The organism is Stenotrophomonas maltophilia group sp. msm1 (assembly GCF_032025805.1).
GTDB lineage: Bacteria > Pseudomonadota > Gammaproteobacteria > Xanthomonadales > Xanthomonadaceae > Stenotrophomonas > Stenotrophomonas hibiscicola.
Genome location: NZ_JAVSKH010000001.1, coordinates 763,337 through 782,457, shown reverse-complemented (window position 1 = coordinate 782,457; position 19,121 = coordinate 763,337). Strand labels below are relative to the sequence as shown.

13 protein-coding genes are annotated in these 19,121 nt (G+C 68.2%); 5 read left to right on the top strand and 8 right to left on the bottom strand.

Annotation, left to right across the window (positions count from 1 at the left end; translation table 11 throughout):
• Positions 1 to 14 precede the first annotated feature (14 nt).
• The 3 genes from ROV95_RS03420 to ROV95_RS03410 all read left to right on the top strand — a co-directional run bounded on the left by ROV95_RS03420 (position 15) and on the right by ROV95_RS03410 (position 6,540).
• On the top strand, positions 15 to 404 hold the full coding sequence (locus tag ROV95_RS03420) for an I78 family peptidase inhibitor (protein WP_312543015.1): 390 nt from the start codon (positions 15 to 17) through the stop codon (positions 402 to 404).
• A gap of 174 nt (positions 405 to 578) precedes the next feature.
• Positions 579 to 5,033, top strand: a complete 4,455-nt coding sequence (gene gltB, locus ROV95_RS03415) for a glutamate synthase large subunit (RefSeq protein ID WP_312543013.1) — start codon at positions 579 to 581, stop codon at positions 5,031 to 5,033.
• A gap of 61 nt (positions 5,034 to 5,094) precedes the next feature.
• Positions 5,095 to 6,540 (top strand): FAD-dependent oxidoreductase, encoded by a 1,446-nt coding sequence (locus tag ROV95_RS03410; RefSeq protein ID WP_019661976.1) that lies wholly within the window; start codon positions 5,095 to 5,097, stop codon positions 6,538 to 6,540.
• Here the strand turns inward: ROV95_RS03410 and ROV95_RS03405 are convergent.
• Positions 6,526 to 8,934 carry an ATP-binding protein gene (locus ROV95_RS03405; protein ID WP_312543805.1) on the bottom strand — a complete coding sequence of 803 codons (2,409 nt, stop codon included), beginning with the start codon at positions 8,932 to 8,934 and terminating at the stop codon, positions 6,526 to 6,528. The two genes, ROV95_RS03410 and ROV95_RS03405, sit on opposite strands and share 15 nt — an antisense overlap.
• Positions 8,935 to 9,101: 167 nt before the next feature.
• Between ROV95_RS03405 and ROV95_RS03400 the strand changes: the two genes are divergently transcribed.
• Positions 9,102 to 9,968, top strand: coding sequence for a methylglyoxal synthase (locus tag ROV95_RS03400; RefSeq protein ID WP_155028751.1), 867 nt, complete (start codon positions 9,102 to 9,104; stop codon positions 9,966 to 9,968).
• A 351-nt stretch (positions 9,969 to 10,319) separates the two neighbouring features.
• Here the strand turns inward: ROV95_RS03400 and ROV95_RS03395 are convergent, their stop codons facing one another.
• From ROV95_RS03395 to ttcA, 3 genes are read right to left on the bottom strand one after another with little or no spacing between them, the layout of a single operon-like run.
• Positions 10,320 to 11,099, bottom strand: a complete 780-nt coding sequence (locus ROV95_RS03395) for a SprT family zinc-dependent metalloprotease (protein ID WP_155028750.1) — start codon at positions 11,097 to 11,099, stop codon at positions 10,320 to 10,322.
• Between the two features lie 59 nt (positions 11,100 to 11,158).
• Positions 11,159 to 12,064 carry a recombination-associated protein RdgC gene (locus tag ROV95_RS03390; RefSeq protein WP_021202267.1) on the bottom strand — a complete coding sequence of 302 codons (906 nt, stop codon included), beginning with the start codon at positions 12,062 to 12,064 and terminating at the stop codon, positions 11,159 to 11,161.
• Between the two features lie 36 nt (positions 12,065 to 12,100).
• Complete coding sequence (ttcA, locus tag ROV95_RS03385) at positions 12,101 to 13,021, bottom strand: tRNA 2-thiocytidine(32) synthetase TtcA (protein ID WP_171953210.1); 921 nt, start codon at positions 13,019 to 13,021, stop codon at positions 12,101 to 12,103.
• Between the two features lie 91 nt (positions 13,022 to 13,112).
• Between ttcA and ROV95_RS03380 the strand changes: the two genes are divergently transcribed.
• Positions 13,113 to 13,316 carry a YdcH family protein gene (locus tag ROV95_RS03380; protein ID WP_005407501.1) on the top strand — a complete coding sequence of 68 codons (204 nt, stop codon included), beginning with the start codon at positions 13,113 to 13,115 and terminating at the stop codon, positions 13,314 to 13,316.
• A gap of 116 nt (positions 13,317 to 13,432) precedes the next feature.
• Here ROV95_RS03380 and plsB read toward each other — a convergent pair whose 3' ends face one another.
• The 4 genes from plsB to ROV95_RS03360 all read right to left on the bottom strand — a co-directional run bounded on the left by plsB (position 13,433) and on the right by ROV95_RS03360 (position 19,092).
• Positions 13,433 to 16,069: a glycerol-3-phosphate 1-O-acyltransferase PlsB gene (gene plsB, locus ROV95_RS03375; protein ID WP_019662245.1), complete on the bottom strand. Its 2,637-nt coding sequence runs from the start codon at positions 16,067 to 16,069 to the stop codon at positions 13,433 to 13,435.
• Positions 16,069 to 17,022 carry a hypothetical protein gene (locus tag ROV95_RS03370; RefSeq protein WP_164145431.1) on the bottom strand — a complete coding sequence of 318 codons (954 nt, stop codon included), beginning with the start codon at positions 17,020 to 17,022 and terminating at the stop codon, positions 16,069 to 16,071. The genes plsB and ROV95_RS03370 overlap by 1 nt, the downstream gene beginning before the upstream one ends.
• Positions 17,023 to 17,446: 424 nt before the next feature.
• A complete protein-coding gene (pyrF, locus tag ROV95_RS03365) occupies positions 17,447 to 18,172 on the bottom strand; it encodes an orotidine-5'-phosphate decarboxylase (protein ID WP_021202271.1) in 726 nt (241 codons plus the stop codon).
• Complete coding sequence (locus ROV95_RS03360) at positions 18,169 to 19,092, bottom strand: 5'-nucleotidase, lipoprotein e(P4) family (protein ID WP_049432499.1); 924 nt, start codon at positions 19,090 to 19,092, stop codon at positions 18,169 to 18,171. Before ROV95_RS03360 ends, pyrF begins: the two co-directional genes overlap by 4 nt.
• Between the last annotated feature and the right edge of the window lie 29 nt (positions 19,093 to 19,121).

Genomic DNA, 19,121 nt, shown 5'->3' with positions numbered 1-19,121 from the left:
CTTCCGGAGTCATGATGTCGTTCCCGATTCGCGCCCGTTCGCTCTCCGCCCTGCTGCTGCCGGCCGTGCTGGCCTTGACCGCCTGCCAGGCACCGGCGCTGGATGAACAGGATTCGGCCACGGCCCACGCCCAGCAGGCGGCCGAAGCCGCCAAGGCACCGGCCGACGAAGCCGGCAAGGCCATCGAGGCGCCGCCGGTCGGCACCTGCGATGCCAGCCAGGTGCAGAGCCTGGTCGGCCAGGCCTACACCGATGGGCTGGGCAAGCAGGCGCAGGAAGATGCAGGCGCCAGCCAGGTACGCGTGCTCAAGCCCAATGATATGGCCACGATGGAGTTCCTCGGCGACCGCCTGAACATCGAAGTGGACGCCAAGGGCGCCATCAGCGGCGTGCGCTGCGGCTGAGTCCCGCCCCGCGCCGGCACTGGGTTGCCGGCGCGTTCTGTTGCACCTGCAACCGTGTATTGCGGCGTTGCAGCAACCTGTGATCTAGTCGAGGCATCCGGTGGCCTCACGATGCGCTCCAGGGAATGAGCGGGGACGAGTGTCGCCGCCAACCCTATACGCATCGAGGTAGAGATGGCCCCCCGCAACCGCCAAGGGCTTTACGACCCGCGCTCCGAGCGCGATGCCTGTGGATTTGGCATGGTCGCCCAGCTCGACGATCAACCATCGCGCCTGTTGGTTGATACCGCCATCGCCGCGCTTTCGCGCATGACCCACCGTGGCGGTGTTGCCGCCGATGGCCTGACCGGTGATGGCTGCGGCCTGCTGCTGCGCCGCCCCGATGCGTTCCTGAAACTGCTGGCCAGCGAAGCCGGCATCGCCACCGCCGCGCGTTTCGCCGCCGGCCTGGTATTCCTGCCGCACGACGCCGACGCGGCGCAGGCCTGCCGCGCGCAGCTGCAGGCGCAGGTGGAAGCGGTGGGCTGCAAGATCGCTGGCTGGCGCGAGGTACCGACCGACGACAGCGTCTGCGGCCAACTGGCGCGCGACACGCTGCCGCGCATCGAGCAGGTGTTCGTCGATGCGGGGGTTGGCCAGGATGATGCCGGCTTCGCGCTGGCGTTGTTCCTGGCCCGCCGCCGCAGCGAACAGCAGCTGCGCGATCACGCCGACTTCTACGTCACCACCCTCACCCCGGATGCGATCAGCTACAAGGGCATGGTGCTGCCGGACAAGCTCAGCCGCTTCTTCCCGGACCTGCAGCGCCGCGAGCTGGCCTCCAGCGCGATCGTGTTCCACCAGCGCTTCTCGACCAACACGCTGCCGCGCTGGCCGCTCGCCCATCCGTTCCGCATGCTCGCCCACAACGGCGAGATCAACACCATCGAAGGCAACCGTCGCTGGGCGCAGGCACGCAGCAAGGTGTGGAAGACGCCGCGCTTCGATATTGGTGAATTCGACCCGGTCATCTCCATGCACGGTTCGGATTCGCAGAGCCTGGACAACATGCTGGAGCTGATGGTCGCCGGTGGCATGGAGTTGATCCAGGCGCTGCGCATCCTGGTGCCGCCTGCCACGCAGTCGCTGGAATTCAAGGATCCGGACCTGGCGGCCTTCTACGAGTTCCACGGCCTCAACAGCGAGCCGTGGGACGGCCCGGCCGGCATCGTCGCCTGCGACAGCCGCTATGCGGTGTGTACGCTGGACCGCAACGGCCTGCGACCGGCGCGCTGGATGCTCACCGCCGACCGCCACTTCCTGGTCGCCTCCGAAGCCGGCGTGTGGGAAGTGCCGACCGAGCGCGTGGTGCGCAAGGGCAAGCTCGGCCCCGGCGAGATGATCGCGATCGACCTCAAGCGCGGCGACCTGCTCGACTCCGATGCGGTCGACCGCATCAACCGCGGCCGCGCGCCCTACAAGCAGTGGCTGCAGCAGGGCGTGACCTACCTGCAGACCGAACTGATCGACCCGTCGCTGGTGGAAGAGCCCTTCGACGAAGGCACCCTGCGCAGCTACCACAAGCTGTACCAGCTCAGCAGCGAGGAGGTGGAGCAGGTGCTGCGGCCGCTGGCCGAGACCGAGCAGGAAGCCACCGGCTCGATGGGCGACGACACGCCGATGGCGGTGCTGAGCCAGCGCAGCCGCCCGCTGTACGACTATTTCCGCCAGGCCTTCGCGCAGGTCACCAACCCGCCGATCGACCCGCTGCGCGAAGACTGCGCGATGTCGCTGTCCACCCAGCTCGGCAAGGAAACCAACATCTTCCATGCCGGCCCGGAGACGGTGAACCACGTCATCCTCAACTCGCCGGTGCTGAGCCAGCGCAAGCTGCGCCAGCTGTTGAAGATGGACCAGTACGTGCGGGCCAACCGCCTGCTCGACCTTTCCTACAGCGAAGACGAAGGCCTGCGCGCCGGCATCGAACGCATCTGCAGCGAAGCGGAACAGGCCGCGCGCGATGGCATGGTGATGCTGCTGCTGTCCGACCGCTACCCGGTGGCCGGGCGGCCGATGGTGCATGCGCTGCTGGCCACCAGTGCCATCCACCACCACCTGTCTCGGCTGGGCCTGCGCTGCGACGTGAACCTCATCGTCGAGACCGGCACTGCACGTGACCCGCACCACATGGCCTGCCTGCTCGGTTTCGGTGCCACGGCGGTTTACCCGTACCTGGCCTACCAGACCCTGTTCGACCTGGGCCGTCGCGGCATCCTCAAGCTCAGCAAGGGCGGCGAGCAATCGCAGATCGGCCGCCGCTACCGCAAGGGTATCTACAAGGGCCTGTCGAAGATCATCTCGAAGATGGGCATCTGTACGGTGGCCAGCTACCGCGGCGCGCAGCTGTTCGAGATCATCGGCCTGGAAGCGGAAGTGGTGGACCTGTGCTTCCCCGATACCGCCTCGCGCATCGGCGGCGCCGGCTTTGCCCGCCTGGATGCCGACGCGCGCGAACTGTGCGCGCAGGCCTGGGACGCGCAGCAGGGCGTGGATGTCGGCGGCCTGCTGAAGTACGTGCACGGCGGCGAATACCACATGTACAACCCGGACGTGGTGACCACCCTGCAGCGCGCGGCGCGCAGCGGTGACCCGCGTGCGTGGCAGCAGTACTGCGATGCGGTGCATGCGCGCCCGCCATCGGCGCTGCGTGACCTGCTGGAGCTGGTGCCGGCGGCCGCGCCCGTGCCGCTGGACGAGGTCGCTCCAGCCAGTACCCTGTTCCCGCGCTTCGATACTGCGGCGATCAGCCTGGGCGCACTGTCGCCGGAAGCACATGAAGCATTGGCCATCGCCATGAACCGCCTCGGCGGCCGCAGCAATTCCGGCGAAGGCGGTGAGGATCCCGCGCGCTATGGCACCGCGAAGCGCAGCAAGATCAAGCAGGTCGCCTCGGGCCGCTTCGGCGTTACCGCCGAGTACCTGGTCAATGCCGAAGTGCTGCAGATCAAGGTCGCGCAGGGCGCCAAGCCCGGCGAGGGCGGCCAGCTGCCCGGCCACAAGGTCAACGAACTGATCGCACGTCTGCGCTACGCGCGGCCGGGCATCGGCCTGATCTCGCCGCCGCCGCACCACGACATCTATTCGATCGAAGACCTGGCGCAGCTGATCTACGACCTCAAGCAGGTCAACCCGACCGCGCTGGTATCGGTGAAGCTGGTCAGCCATGCCGGCGTTGGTACCATCGCCGCCGGTGTGGTCAAGGCCGGTGCGGACCTGATCACCATCTCCGGCCATGACGGCGGCACCGGTGCGTCGCCGGTCAGCTCGATCCGCTATGCCGGCGTGCCGTGGGAACTGGGCGTGGCCGAAGCGCACCAGGCGCTGCTGGCCAACGACCTGCGCGGGCGCACCCTGCTGCAGACCGATGGCGGGCTGAAGACCGGCCTGGACGTGGTCAAGGCCGCGCTGCTGGGCGCGGACAGCTTCGGCTTCGGCACGGCGCCGATGATCGTGCTGGGCTGCAAGTACCTGCGCATCTGCCACCTCAACAACTGCGCCACCGGCGTGGCCACCCAGGACGAACGCCTGCGCGAGAACCACTTCACCGGCCAGCCGGAGCGCGTGGAGAACTTCTTCCGGCTGCTGGCCGAAGAAGTGCGTGGCTGGCTGTCCTACCTGGGCGCGCGTTCGCTGGAAGAGATCGTCGGCCGCACCGACCTGCTGCGGCAGATCGAGGCAGCGCCCCGTGATGGCGTGCGCGTGGACCTGTCACGCCTGCTGGCCGACAGCCGCTACGAGGGCAGCCATTGCGCCGCGCAGCGGCTGTACGAATCGCCGGACAGCCTGGCCACGCAGATGGATGGCCTGCTTGCCTCCGCCATTGAACACAAGCGCGGCGGCGAGCATCGCTTCCTGATCCACAACACCGACCGCAGCATCGGCACCCGCCTGGCCGGCGCGGTGGCGCGTGCGCACGGCAACCAGGGCATGGCCGACACGCCGCTGGAACTGCGCTTTCGCGGCAGCGCCGGGCAGAGCTTCGGCGCGTTCAACGTGGGTGGCCTGCACCTGGAGGTGGAAGGCGAAGCCAACGACTACGTCGGCAAGGGCATGGCCGGTGGCCGCCTGGTGGTGCGACCGCCGCGCGGTGCCCGCTTCGAGGCACGCAGCACCGCCATCATCGGCAACACCTGCCTGTACGGCGCCACCGGCGGCGAGCTGTTCGCCGCGGGCAGGGCGGGCGAGCGCTTCGCGGTACGCAACTCCGGCGCGCTGGCGGTAGTGGAGGGTGCCGGCGACCACTGCTGCGAGTACATGACCGATGGCGTGGTACTGGTGCTGGGCAAGGTCGGGCTGAACTTCGGTGCCGGTTTCACCGGCGGCCTGGCCTACGTGCTGGACGTTGATCGCGATTTCGTCGACCGCTACAACCACGAGCTGATCGACATCCATCGCGTGTCCGCCGAGGGCTTCGAGAACTATCGCCAGCACCTGCACCGCCTGATCGGCCGCCACCGCGAGCTGACCGGCAGCATCTGGGCGCAGCAGATCCTGGACGAGTTCCGCGATTACATCGGCAAGTTCTGGCTGGTCAAACCGAAGGCCGCCAGCATCGAGTCGCTGACCGAAACCCTGCGACGCGCCGCGTGATGTTTTCCGGTAGTGCCGGCCGCTGGCCGGCAACGTTCCCCCTCGCATTACAGAGCCCGCCATGAGCCGCAAGCACGCTTTCCAGTTCCTCGACCTGCCCCGCACCATGCCGCAGCGCATTCCGGTGGAACTGCGCACCTCCGGCGACTGGGGTGAGCTGTACGGCAGGTTCGGCAAGGAAGACGCGCAGTACCAGGCCGGCCGCTGCCTGGACTGCGGCAACCCGTACTGCAGCTGGAAGTGCCCGGTGCACAACGCCATTCCGCAGTGGCTTCAGCTGGTGCAGGAGAACCGCATCCACGAGGCGGCCACGCTGTGCCACAGCACCAACCCGCTGCCGGAAGTGTGCGGCCGGGTGTGCCCGCAGGACCGGCTGTGCGAAGGCAGCTGCACGCTGGAGGAGTTCGGTGCGGTCACCATCGGCGCGGTGGAGAAGTACATCGTCGATACCGCATTGGCCAGTGGCTGGCGCCCGGATCTGGCCGCGGTGCAGCCGACCGGCCACAGCGTGGCGGTGATCGGCGCCGGTCCGGCGGGGCTGGCCTGTGCCGACCGCCTGGCTCGCGCCGGCATTGCCGCCGTGGTCTATGACCGCTACGAGCAGATCGGCGGCCTGCTGCAGTTCGGCATCCCCAGCTTCAAGCTGGACAAGGACGTGATCCGTCGCCGCCGCGACGTGCTGGAGGGCATGGGGGTGCAGTTCCGCCTCGGCGTGGAGATCGGCCGCGACATCAGCCTGCAGCAGTTGCTGGATACCCACGATGCGGTGTTCGTCGGCACCGGCGCCTACCGCTACACCGATGGCGGCCTCGACGGCCAGGACCTGAAAGGCGTGCTGCCGGCGTTGCCGTTCCTGGTGCAGAACAGCCGCATCGTCGGTGGTGATGATCCGAAGGGCCGGCCGATTGCCGGCTGGGAAGACACCATCGCCCTGCCCGATCTCAACGGCAAGCGCGTGGTGGTGCTCGGCGGTGGCGATACCGGCATGGACTGCGTGCGCAGCGCGATACGGCTGGGCGCGGCCAAGGTCACCTGCGCCTACCGCCGCGACGAAGCCAACATGCCCGGCAGCGCGCGCGAGGTCGCCAATGCACGCGAGGAAGGTGTGCGCTTCCTGTTCAACCGGCAGCCGCTGTCGATCGAAGCCGGCGCCGATGACGAAGTAATCGGCGTAACCGTGGTCGAGACCCGGTTGGGTGAGCCGGATGCGAACGGCCGCCAGAACGCGGTGCCGATCGATGGCAGCGAATCGCTGCTAGAGGCCGACGTGGTGATCATCGCCTTCGGCTTCTCGCCGACCGTTCCGGCATGGCTGGCCGAGCACGGCGTGGAAGGCCGGTCCAACGGCCGTATCGTGGCCGGAGGCAAGGATCGCCTGCCGTTCCAGACCGCGCATCCGCGCCTGTTCGCCGGTGGTGATGCGGTACGCGGTGCCGACCTGGTGGTGACCGCCGTGGCCGAGGGCCGCGATGCCGCCGCCAGCATCGTCCGGCTACTGGCCCACTGAGTCCGGCGCCAGCAGTACCGCCAGCAGCGCCCGCAGCACGTGCGGCTCCACCGGCTTGGCCAGGAAGTGGTCGATGCCAGCCGCGCGACAGGCTTCGCGGGTGCTTTCCATCACGCTGGCCGTGAGCGCGATGATCGGCACCTGCGCACGTGCCGGGCAGGCATCAGCGCGGATCGCCCGCGCCAGTGCGAAGCCGTCCATGCCCGGCATGTGGCAGTCAGTGATCACCAGCTCGAACGGCTGCGCCTGCCATGCTTCAAGCGCCGACTGCCCATCGGTACAGGCGTGGACCCGCAGCCCTAGCGCGCACAGGCGCTGCTCCAGCAGCTGCAGGTTGGTAGGATGGTCTTCAGCCACCAGTACGCACGCCGCCGGCAATGGATGCTCATCCGCTGATGCCGCCGAAGGTGCGGCCATGGGTGCCTCGCAGGCCTCCAGGTCCAGATCCATCCATACCGTGGTGCCCTCCCCAGGGGAGCTGCGCAGCTGCAGCTCCGCCCCCATCGAGGTTGCCAGCTCGCGGCAGATCGCCAGGCCCAGCCCACTGCCGCCGAAGCGCCGCGTGGTCGAGCGCTCCGCCTGGGCATAGGCGGCGAACACCGCCTGCTGTCGTTCCTCGCTGATGCCCACGCCGCTGTCGCTTACCTGCAGGCGCAGCCGCTGCCCGCGGGCGTGCTGCTGCAGTACCTGCAACCGCAGTTCCACGTGGCCGTGCCGGGTGAACTTCAGTGCGTTACCGGCCAGGTTGAACAGGATCTGGCGCAGGCGCAGGCCATCGGCCAGCGATCCCGGCTGCATCTCCGGATCAAGCACCACCTGCAGGTGCAGGCCGCGGCTGGCGGCCACCGGCATCAGCAGCTGCTGCACCGCGCGCACCAGTGCCGCCAGATCGGTGGGCCGCAACTGCAGCGGTGCGCCCTGCAGGCGCTGGCTGTGCAGTACATCGTCGAGGATCTGCCGCAGCATCCGCGCCGCATCATCCACCGTGGCCAGCACCTGCTGCTGGCGTGGCTCCAGCCTGCTGCCCGCCAGCCGTTCGAGCATGCCCAGCAGCGTGCTCATCGGCGTGCGGATCTCATGGCTCATCGTGGCCAGGAAGTGCGCCTTGGCCTGTGCCACCTGCTCGGCCTCGCGGCGCGCGTCGGCCAGCGCGCGGGTACGTGACTGCACCTCGCTGACGTCGATCCAGTAGCCGCTCCACTCGACGTAGCTATCGTCGCAGGACAACGGTCGCCCATGCGAACGCACCCATCGCCAGCCCTGTGGTGAACGGGTACGGAAAGTGACATCGATCGGGCCACGCGCCAATGCGGCTGTCTCGATACAGGCCATCACCCTGCTGCGGTCCTCGGGGTGGACCGCGGCCAGCAGCCACTGGTGATCGATGCGCGCGCTCTCCACGCTGATTCCGAACAGGGACTGCACGTCGCCGGCGATCTGCGGAAAGCTGTAGTGACCGCACGCCGAACGGCGCGCCTGGTAGACCACCGCCGGCAGGTTCGCAGTCACCTCCTGCAGGCGCTGCTCCACGACTCGGCGCCGCACGCTTTCGCGATGCACCCGCCAGTAACCGTAGGCATGTACCAGCGCCAGTGCGAGCAGGATCAACGAGGCCGGCACCAGCCAGCGCAGGGGTGACGATGACGGCCAATTGCGCGGCCGGTCCGGCAGCCAGGCCGCGCGGATCTGATCGCGCTCGGGATCGGTCAGCTGCGACAGCGCCTGCTCGAAGCCGGCGATGACATCGGCGCAGGCGGGCGTGGTCGCCAGCACCAGGGCATCATCGAAACCGGCCGGCGCAGCGATCAGCAGTGCATCGCCCTGGTAGCGGCGCAACGCGGCCTCGACTTCGCCGAGGTTGGCAACCACGGCATCGATCAGGCCGGTGCCCAGCAGCGGGAGCGCATCGTCCAGCGCTGCCGGTGGCAGCAGCTGTGCACCCGTTGCCTGCTCGGCCAGCAGCCCCTGCAGCGGCATCCGGCTGGGGCTGGCTACGGTTCGCTCACGCAGATCTTCCAGGCCCAGCACCGGCGGCGTACCCTCCCGGCGCACGATCACCTGTGGCAGCTGCAGGTAGGGCGTGCTGGCCACCCACCCGGCGGGCAGCTGCGAGCGTGGCCATCCCAGCAGCGCCTGGGTGCCGGCCGGCAGCTCATCCCGTTCCACGCTGGCGGCCGGCACGGGCAGCAGCTGCAGCGGCCGTTGCCGGCCCAGCAGCTCCAGGTACACCGCGCCGAGCCCCCGTGCCTCACCCTGTTCGCTGGACGACAAGGGTGCGCGGTCGGAAGGCCAGGCAATGCGCAGCGGTGTCCTGCAGCCCGTGGCGGAGGCCGTGGCAGGCAGCAGCAGGCTGGCCATGACAGCAATGGCTGCCGGGAGGCCGGCGACATTCACGGTAGGCATCCTCATCTCGCGGGCGGAAGGAACGGCCGCGCTGCGGTACCGCTGCCTGCCACGCTATCGACGTGCGGACCGACGGCAATGAAGAAAGTTGTAAAAGCATCCAGATAGGGGAATGCCGACATACACTGCCGCCTTCACCCGTAACTGCGGAGCGTTCGATGCGCATCGGCCTGGCTGCCAACCGTCTTCATCACCACGACGCGCGCGCCGCGCTGTTCCGTTGGCTGCGCAGCAGCGAGCCCGGCCTGCGCGAGCTGGGCGTGTCGCTGCATGCGGTCGGTCGCACCCATGACGCGATCGAACGACAGGGCTTCCTGACCGGGTACGCGGGCCTGCACCGTTACCCGTACGGACGCGAGGGTGGCCTGATGAAGCTGGTCGCCGAAGTCGTCGGCATGGGTCCGGATCGGACACTGGATGGCGCGATCTACCTGATCGATCCGGTCGACCCATCCTCGGTGTTTCCAGAAGCCACGGCGCTGAAACGGCAGTGCGTGATTCACGGCAAGCCGTTCATTTCGACCGTGGCCACCGCACGCGACTGGGTCGAAGTGGAGCGCGTCCACGCCGGGCTGCCGGCAGACCGCGGCGCTGACGACCTGCATGCGTTCGAAAGCCAGACGCTGGCACTGATCGCGCATGATGCGATGAAGCCGGCGATGCTGGCCTTCGCCGATGAGCATTTCGATGTGCTGGCCCGGTTCGGCGAGCGGGTGGCGACCGGCACCACCGGCCAGCGTTTGAACGAACTGGCCTGGAGCCGGGGCTGGCCGCGTGATACGCCGTGGGTGACGCGCTACCAGAGTGGCCCGATGGGCGGTGATGCGCAGATTGCCGACCGGGTACTGGAGGGGCGTTGCCAGCGTGCGATCTTCTTCGAGGACCCGCATGTGGCGCGCCAGCATGAGGCGGATATCCAGCTGCTGGAGCGTGCGGTGACGACGGTGACCGACCAGGCAGTGTGCATTACGGCGCCGCGGGTGGCGGCGCGGTGGGCGGCGGCCGCGGCGTTGCGGGCGGGGTGAGGGTTTCGGCCAACGGCTGCGCCCTCGTGGCGGGTCGTTCAAATCAGAAGCCGTGCTCGGCCGGCCGGGGTGGATTGCGCAGGGGTCGCTGCAAGTACGTCCTTGTAAGCTCGGTCGCCGCATCCATGCGGCTCACGCCCCTGCGCAACCCACCCCGCCCGGCCACGGACAGTTTCCTGTGTGCCCACCACGGAAGAAGGAAGGAAGAGCAGGAGCAAAGCGGGTCGCGCGCTGTGCGCGCTCTTCTGTAGAGCCGAGCCATGCTCGGCTGCTCTTCAACGTGATGACTGGAACCCCGCGCTGCGCGCGTCAGCCGAGCATGGGCTCGGCTCTACAGGGCGCGGGGTGCGGTCACAGCAGCTGGTGCAGCATCGCTTTGAGGCGTCGCCCTTCCAGCTGGAAGTAGTCGCGCTGCTCGCGCCAGGCGGGGAAGCGTTGTTCCACTTCGTGCCAGAACGCAGGCGAGTGATTGGGCTGGATCAGGTGGCAGAGCTCGTGCACCAGCACATACTCGAACGCTTCCGGACGACCGAGCACCAGGGCCAGGTCCAGTGCCATGCTGCCGTCGGGGGCCAGCGAGCCCCATTGCGAGGACATCACCTTCAGCCGCAGGCGGCTGGGGGCGCGCGGCAGAGTGGGCAGGTACTTCGGCAGCCAGCGGCCGACGTCGGCGCGGGTCTGGGCTTCGTAGAATTCGCGCAGCAGACGGCGCAGGGTGGCGTCGCCGCCGCGGGTCGGCCACTGCACGCAGGCGCCGTGCGCGTCGATCTCCAGGCGCGCGTAGCGGCCTTCCTGCCAGCGCAGCGGCAGCAGTTCGCCGCGCAGGGGCAGCACACCGTCTTCGCCCGGCTGCAACGGTGGCGGCAGGCCCTGGCCCTGGTACTGCCGCAGCTGCAGCGCCAACCAGTCGCGGTGCTGTTCCAGGAAGCGTTCGCCCATCACCAGGCTTGCGCGCGGCGGCAGGGTCAGGCGTGCGCCGCGTTCGTCCACGCTCAGCTTGATGCGCCGCGCACGCGGATCACGCACGCGCAGGACCTCGATCTCGGCATCCTCCAGGCGCAGGCGAACGGTGTCGCGCTGTACGGTGGCGGGCGGGGTCGGGCTGATCAGGCGGCGCAGCAGACGGCTCATGCGCCCAGCATAGCGCCGCTTCGGGCCGCCGGATGACCGGCGGCCGTCGCGCTGCCTGTTCAGTCAGCCTTGCTGAGCTTGAAGGCTTCTTCCAGCAACAGGAACAGGCGGCGGATCTCGGCGCTCTGCAGGGCAAAGCGGGCGTCGAACTCGGCGCGGCGGCCATCTTCGTCGGCATGCTCCAGCTGGTCCAGGGCGCCGTCGAGGAACTTCAGCTTGCGCACGATCAGGTCGTCGCCGATGACGAAGGACAGGTTGTCCTCGAAGATCAGCGCCAGCTTGGTCACCTGCTTGCCGGCGTCCAGGTGCTTGTCGATCTCGTCGCAGCGCAGTTCCTGGTGCTGGCACTTGACCACCGCGCCGCCTTCGACCGGATCCTTCATCTCGCACTCTTCGCCCAGGCTCAGTCCGGTCGGCAGCGGCTCGCCGGCGATCCAGCCGGTCAGGATCGAGCGCGGCGCGACTTCGGCGTTCAGCGGCATCGCCGGGAAGCTGCCGAGCAGGCCGCGGATGTCGGACATGAAGTACTCGCCGGTCTTGCGGCTGGAGGTATCCACCGCCACATAGCCGTGCTGCAGGTCGATGAAGGCGTCGTTGCGCGAGGACTTCACGAAGGCGCGCGGCAGCAGTTCATGCAGCAGGTCATCCTTCATGCGCTTGCGCTCGCGGCCACCTGGGCGGCGGCCTTCCTTCTCCTCGATCTCCTCCAGCTTGCGCTCGAGCAGGTCGTTGACCACCGCTGCCGGCAGGATCTTGTCCTCGCCGCCCACGGTCAGCCACAGGTGTTCGGCGATGCGGTGGGAGAGCTGCTCCTTTTCCTCGCGGCCGAACGGCGAGATGAAGCCGCGCGAGTTCATTTCCAGCGCGCCAACAGGCTTGAGCACGGCGTGCGGCAGCAGGGTATCGACTTCGGAAAAATCGGTGGCGGTCGGAAAACGGAAGAACGTCAGGTTGCGAAAGAACATGGAATTCCGGATGGCAAAGAGGAAGGGCGACCGACCTTAAACGGTGGGCGTCTCGGGATCTGCGTCGGCGTCGGCCGGGGAACCGGCCAGCCAGGCATGGGCATCGGGCAGCGGCGCGTCGTCGCGACGGCCCAGCGCCATGAAGTCGAACAGGGTAGTGTCGGCCAGCTGCGAGGGCCGGACGTCACCCATGGCGCGCGCGATCTGCTCGATGCGGCCGGGATGGTCCTTTTCCCACTGCTTCAGCATCAGGCCGACCTGGCGGCGCTGCAGGTTCTCCTGGCTGCCGCACAGGTTGCAGGGAATGATCGGGAACCGGCGTGCCTGCGCGTAGTCGACGATGTCGCTTTCGCGCACGTAGGCCAACGGCCGGATCACCACGTGCCTGCCGTCATCGCTGCGCAGTTTCGGCGGCATCCCCGCCAGCTTGGCGTGGTGGAACAGGTTCATGAAGAAGGTGGCCACCATGTCGTCGCGGTGATGGCCCAGCGCGATCTTGGTGAAACCGTGGGTTTCGGCGTAGTTGTAAAGCGCGCCACGACGCAGGCGCGAGCACAGCGAGCACATGGTCTTGCCTTCCGGGATGACCCGGCTGACCACCGAGTAGGTGTCCTGCTCGATGATGTGGTACGGCACGCCCAGCCCAGCCAGGTACTCCGGCAGGATGTGCTCAGGGAAGCCCGGCTGTTTCTGGTCCAGGTTCACCGCCACCAGCTCGAACGGCACCGGTGCCTTCTTCTGCAGCTGAAGCAGCACGTCCAGCAGGGTGTAGCTGTCCTTGCCGCCGGACAGGCAGACCATGACCTTGTCGCCGGCCTCGATCATGCCGAAGTCGGCGATCGCCTCGCCGACCTGGCGGCGCAGGCGCTTGGCCAGCTTGTGCTGCTCGCGCTCGGCCACGCGTGGATCGCGGGCGGCGCGCGGCTGGGGATCGGGAAGGGAAATCACGGCACTCATGGGCTCCATTCTAACGGCTCGGAGCGGCCCCGGCCGGGGGTCGGTATTCCCCTCTCCCGGCGGTCATCATCGCTGTGTATGCTCGGGACCTGTGGACACCTACGACCCCGCCGAGATCGTCGAACGCCTCGCCGCCCTGCGCGCCGAGCACCGCCTGCTGGATGAACAGATCACCCGCATGGCGGCCAACGGCGAGGACGAACTGGAAGCCAAGCGCCTGAAGCGGCGCAAGCTGCAGTTGAAGGATTGCATCGCCAGGCTGGAGAGCCTGCAGATTCCCGACGAGCCGGCCTGAGCCGGGTTCAGGTGGGTGCCAACCCGGGTTGGCCTCCTGCTCCGGTACGTGCCAACCCTGGTCGGCACGACGGGAAGGTGTGCGGACCAAGGTCCACACCCACCGCAGGATTCAGTTCAATCCTGCGGCGCCGGCTCGTCCGGGCGCGCCGCTTCCGGGCTGACCCGCTCGATGGTGTGGCGCAGCTCGCGGCCGAGGATGAACTTGGCATCCTTGGCCCAGGCATCCAGGCGCTCGTCGAACAGCAGCTTGCTGTTCTCGTCCGGCCACACCAGGCGCAGCTCGCGCAGCTTCTGGATGAAGCCACGGAACAGGGCCTTGTCGAAGAACTCCGGCGCCGCCGGCGCATAGAGCAGGCTCAGGCGTTGCGCGGCCTGCTGGCACAGGCTTTCCAGTTCGGCGGCGCCAAGCACGCCGGGGCCGTTCTTGACCAGCACCGAAATGGCGATGTAGTAGCGCTCGAACGCCTGCTGCAGCGAGTGCCCGATGGCGCGCAGGCGGAAGACCTCGTCGGTCTGCCCGGTGTTGCGCGCCAGAATACCGCCGTCGTCGTCATTGACGTTCTGCAGCAACCCCTCACGCACGAACACGTTGATGGTCTGGTCGATGCGCTGGGCGAACTCGTCCTCGCTCCACGGCAGGAACAGCTCGGCCTGCAGGAACGGGTACACCGTACGGCCCAGCTGGACCAGGCCGGCGCGGCTCATGCGGCGGTTGTTCTGGAAGCAGCAGGCCACCCACGACGAGGCGGTGAACAGGTGCAGCACATTGTTGCGGAAGTAGCTCAGCAGCACCGCGGTATCGCCGCTGACGCTGAGCACATCGCCCAGCGGGTGCTTGATGCGGGTGAGGACGTTGATCTCCTCGGCATGGGCGATGATCCGCTCCGGCGAGTGCGGGGTCACCGTCACCCGGTCCGAGTACGGCATCTCGACCAGCAGCGTCTTGCACAGCTCGATCTGCGCGATCAGGTCGGCCTCGCCCATCGCGTGCTTCGGCGTGGACAGCAGGGCCAGCGCCAGCAGGTTGATGGGGTTGACGTCGGCAGCGCCGTTGATGCGCACCTGGATGCGTTCGGCCAGCGTATCCACCGTGGTCGACAGCCAGGCCGGCTTCTCGTCCTCGGACACCGCCTCGCCCTTCCACTCCGGCGCCTTCTCGGCCAGCACGTCGTTCAGTGCGATCGGTTCGCCAAAGTTCACCACCACCTGGCCGTAGTTCTGCTTGAGCACCTTGGGGATGCCCCACAGCAGCGACCAGATCGATTCCTTTTCCTTCGGCCGGCCGGACAGTTCGTCCAGATAGCTGCCGCCTTCCATCAGTTTCTCGTAGCCGATGTAGACGGGCTGGAACAGCACCGGCTTGCGCGGCTGGCGCAGGAACGCACGCAGCGTCATCGAGATCATGCCGCCCTTGGGCTGCAGCAGGCGGCCGGTGCGCGACCGGCCACCCTCAACGAAATACTCCAGCGAATAGCCACCGGCCACCAGCTGCGCGACGTACTCGCTGAGCACCGCCGAGTACAGCGCGTTGCCGCGGATCGAGCGGCGGATGAAGAACGCACCGCCCTTGCGCAGCAGGGTACCCACCACCGGCAGGTTCAGGTTGATGCCGGCCACGATGTGCGGCGGCACGATGCCACGGTCGTACAGCAGGTAGGACAGCAGCAGGTAGTCCATGTGGCTGCGGTGGCTGGGCACGTACACCACTTCGTGGCCCGGCGCGGCAGCCTTGAACTTGTCCAGGTGGTGCACCAGCACGCCCGCATAGATGCGGTTCCACACGTGGCTGAGCATGAAGCTGGCCGAGCGCACGACCGGGCTGGAATAGTCCGCGGCGATTTCCCAGGCGTAGGCGTGTGCCTTCTTCCAGGCATCGGCCGGCTTCGAATTGTCGCGCTTGGCCTGTGCGGCGATCGCCTCGCGCACCGGTTCGGCAGCCAGCACCTGGTCCACCAGCAGGCGCCGGGTCGACAGGTCAGGGCCGATCACCGATTCACGGATGCGCCGGAAGTGCGTACGCAGCACGCGCTGCAGCTTGCGCACCGTGCGCTCCGGCTCCAGGCCTTCGTCCACGGTGCTGCGCAGCGAGATCGGCGGGGCGAAGCGCACGATGGTATTGCGCCCGTTCAGCAGCAGGCCCAGCAGGCGGCGGAAGCGACCGACCAGCGCCCAGTTTTCCGAGAACAGCACCGCGAACCAGCCGCTCTGCTTGTCCGGCGCGCGGCCGACGAAGATAGACACCGGCACCAGGTGCACATCCAGGTCGTCGCGCACGCGGTGCGCCTGCAGGACCTTGGCCAGCGAATCGGAGTGGGTCTTGGCGCCGCGCTGCTCGGGAATCAGCGAGTTGCTGGAGCTGCGCCGCGACAGCGCCAGGTAGGCGCGCTTGCGCCCGGTCGGGTCACCGGCCAGCGGCACCAGCGGCGAGGGCAGCCCGGCCTGGCGGCAGGCCTTGTCCAGGATCAGCGCGTTGGACAGGCCGTAGTCTTCCAGCACGTACACGACCGGACGGCCATCGTTGTACTGGCCTGGGTCTTCCGGCTCGATCTTCAGCGACAGCCACGGCTCGACCAGGCGGCCCAGCAGGCGAGCCCACAGCGGGCGGCGGCCGGCCGGACGCGCGTGCACGGGCGGCGGTACCGGGTTCGGGCCGGTGCCGGTCGAGGGGGACGCCGGCACCGTATCGGCGGGCGTCGACTGGGATTCTTCGCCGGGAAACGGCAGCGGGTTCTGTTTCGACATCGGCGCCATTATGGCTTAGGCGGCGGCGTTGCTGCTTCCCCACCCCCAGCAGGGGCTTCAGCCGGTGATGGCGAGGCCGCAGCGCGGGCCGCGTCGGCCTTGCGCAGCAGCGCATCGGTGTCGGCCAGGGTGCGGGTCAGGTACCAGTGGCCCTCGCGGCGGCTCAGCGGCAGCTGCAGGATCATTTCGCGGCCAGCCAGGTCGTAGTGCAGGCGTACCAGCGCATTGTCACCCTCCACCGAGAGCAGCTCACCGCGCACGCTGCGCAGCGCCTCGTCCACGCCCAGTCCGTAGCTGCCCAACACGGCCTTGAGGGTGTGGATGAACGGCGCCAGCTGCTGCAGGCTGCCTTCCATGCCGGCGGCCTGCAGGCCGGCCTCATCATCGAACCCAACCTTGCCGGCCGCGCCAACCAGTGCGGCGATGGTGCTGCGCGCGCGGGCGCGGTCACTGATCGGTGCGCCCTGCGCCCAGCTGGCGAGGGTTTCCACCAGGGCGATGTAGTGCGCCTGTTGGCCGGGCGTATAGCCCTTCTGGTGGCGCAGATACTGCACGCCGAAGTTGCCCATCGACTGCGCGGCCTGGCGAACGGCGCCGGCCTGTCCGGCCAGCTGGCGATCGAAGCTGCGCTGCAGTTCGGCGCTGGCGTTGGGCTTGCGCAGCGCGGCCAGCATCGGCAGCAGCTGGTCACCCAGCGGCAGTTCGGTCAGCGGCCACTGGCTGTGGCCTTCGGTCCAGGCCTGTTGCAGGCGCTGGTACTGGCTGGGCGGCACCGACAGCTTCGCGTAGCCGACCAGATCGTCCTCGGCCAGGCGCAGGGCCATCGCCTGCACCGCCGCGACCGGTTCGGCTGCCGGCTTGGCCGGATCATCGGCTGATTCGCGGCACGCGACCGCCGCCAGCAGCAGCATGGCTGCCAGCCCCCATCCACGCGCAGACCTTCCTCGCACCGCCACGCTCATGCAATCGGACTCCCCGGACCGGTCCGCATCTTGCGGCCTGCGACGTGACAGCGGCAAGCCGGGACGTCACGGTTTCCGCTGTTGCCTGTGCAAGTCACTGACGGGAATAAAAAAAGAGCCGGGATCACGGGGATCACAGGCTCTTCAAACCGGCGCAGGGCCGGTGGACAGTGTTGTGGCACATGTCCGGTCCGAGGACCGGATGGCGGCGATCCTACGCTGCCGCTCAAGTTAAGGCAACACTTCACGTAGTTCGCCTTAAACTATTGATTTTATTGATTCACCTGATGATGGGGGTGGAAGCAATGAAATCTACGGCAGGTTTTGCGGCGATTCGGGCACAACCGCTCGGTAGACGGATGCAAAAACGCCATCCCGCGCGGGCCGGGATGGCGTTCGGGCCTGCAGCCTTCGCAACGGAACCTCAGCGCGCACCCAGTGCCGACGCGATTTCCTGCTGGATGGCCCGGGCCGCGGCCTGCGGATCGGTGGCCAGGCGGATCGGGCGACCGACCACAATGGCATCGGCGCCATCGGCAAAGGCCTGGGCCACGCCAACGGTACGCTTCTGGTCATCGCCAACCGGGCCACCGGGGCGGATGCCCGGGCAGACGATCGAGAAGCCGGCGCCGGTCGCGGCGCGAATCGGGCCGGCCTCCTGGCCCGAGGCGATCACGCCATCGATGCCGGCCGCCTGCGCGGCCAGCGCGCGTTCGACCACCACCTCCACCGGTTCACGGTCGATGCCCATCTGCGCCAGGTCCGGGCGGCCCATCGAGGTCAGCACGGTCACCGCCAGCAGGCGCATGTCGCTGCTGTTGGCGGCGGCGCAGGCTTCCATCATCGCCGGGTGCCAGCCGTGGATGGTGGCGTAGCTGACCGGCCACTGCGAAAGGCGCTTGATCACCGCCGCGGCGGTGGCCGGGATATCGAAGAACTTCAGGTCGACGAACACGCGCTTGTCGCGGCGGGCCAGCTCGTCCAGCACCTGGAAGTACTCGCCCGACGCCAGCAGTTCCATGCCGATCTTGTAGAACGCCACGCTGTCGCCGAGGCGGTCGACCCACTCCAGCGCCTGCGCGCGATCAGGCACGTCCAGCGCGAAGATCAGGCGCTCGTCGTCGCGCAGCGGCAGCGGCGCGCGGCTCATGGTGCGTAGTCCAGGGCAGCGCGCTTGGCGTCGTGGCGGGCCTGGCGCGACTGGCTGTAATCGTTGTTGAACTGCGCCGGCTCGAAGCCACCGTAGGTCGGGTTGGGCAGCATCCACCAGCGCTCGCCGAACCAGTCGTGGTACTGCTGCAGCAGTGCGTCACGGCCTTCGTTGGTGTTGGCGGTCACTTCCACGAAATCGCCCAGCTGGTCGCCGAACTGCATCAGCACGCGGTACTTCTGCCCGGCCAGGCGGCGGCGGCAGTTCTTCTCGCTACCGGCCTGCTCGCACCCTTCTACCACGGTGCCCAGGCCCAGGAACACGCTGTCATCGGCCACCGGCAGGCCCTGCTCGCGCAGGTTGGCCAGCGTCGCGTCCTTCAGGTGCACGGCGCGGTTGGAGATGTACAGCAGGGTCACGCCCTTGGCGTTGGCAGCCTTGGCGAAATCCACCACGCCCGGAATGGCCTTGGCCTTCTTCTCGGCCACCCACTGGTCCCAGCTCAGCTCGTCGTATTCCTTGCCGTCGCGCACCAGACGCGCCTGGTAGGGCGAGTTGTCCAGCACGGTCTCATCCACGTCCAGCACCACGGCCGGCTTCAGGCCCTTGGCCTCGTTGCCGCGTTCCTCCGGCACCAGCGCATCCCAGTGCGCTTCCTTCAGCGCGGCGTCCAGGTGGTCGGCGGCGGCACGGTAGGTCTGCTCGGTGATGGCCTTGTACTCCTGCGCGCGCTGCATCCACAGCACTGCGTTGAGATTGTCGTTGGCGGTCGCATCAAGCGCGCCATCAGCCTTGGCAGCGGCGGCCGGGGCCTCCGGGGCAACGGCTTCGGCAGCAGGCGCATCCACGCGCTTGCAGGCGGACAGGCCCAGCGCCGCAGTGGCGAGCAGGGTCAGGGACAGGGAAACGGGACGACGCATGGATTCACCGGCAATCAGATATACCGGCG

Excerpts from the sequence above, each read along its gene's own strand:
- ROV95_RS03420 (WP_312543015.1), top strand. The coding sequence starts at position 15 with ATGTCGTTCCCGATTCGCGCCCGTTCGCTCTCCGCCCTGCTGCTGCCG.
- ROV95_RS03410 (WP_019661976.1), top strand. The coding sequence starts at position 5,095 with ATGAGCCGCAAGCACGCTTTCCAGTTCCTCGACCTGCCCCGCACCATG.
- ttcA (WP_171953210.1), bottom strand. The coding sequence starts at position 13,021 with ATGAGTGCCGTGATTTCCCTTCCCGATCCCCAGCCGCGCGCCGCCCGC.
- ROV95_RS03395 (WP_155028750.1), bottom strand. The coding sequence starts at position 11,099 with ATGAGCCGTCTGCTGCGCCGCCTGATCAGCCCGACCCCGCCCGCCACC.
- plsB (WP_019662245.1), bottom strand. The coding sequence starts at position 16,069 with ATGGCGCCGATGTCGAAACAGAACCCGCTGCCGTTTCCCGGCGAAGAA.
- gltB (WP_312543013.1), top strand. The coding sequence starts at position 579 with ATGGCCCCCCGCAACCGCCAAGGGCTTTACGACCCGCGCTCCGAGCGC.
- ROV95_RS03360 (WP_049432499.1), bottom strand. The coding sequence starts at position 19,092 with ATGCGTCGTCCCGTTTCCCTGTCCCTGACCCTGCTCGCCACTGCGGCG.
- ROV95_RS03370 (WP_164145431.1), bottom strand. The coding sequence starts at position 17,022 with ATGAGCGTGGCGGTGCGAGGAAGGTCTGCGCGTGGATGGGGGCTGGCA.
- ROV95_RS03400 (WP_155028751.1), top strand. The coding sequence starts at position 9,102 with ATGCGCATCGGCCTGGCTGCCAACCGTCTTCATCACCACGACGCGCGC.
- ROV95_RS03390 (WP_021202267.1), bottom strand. The coding sequence starts at position 12,064 with ATGTTCTTTCGCAACCTGACGTTCTTCCGTTTTCCGACCGCCACCGAT.
- pyrF (WP_021202271.1), bottom strand. The coding sequence starts at position 18,172 with ATGAGCCGCGCGCCGCTGCCGCTGCGCGACGACGAGCGCCTGATCTTC.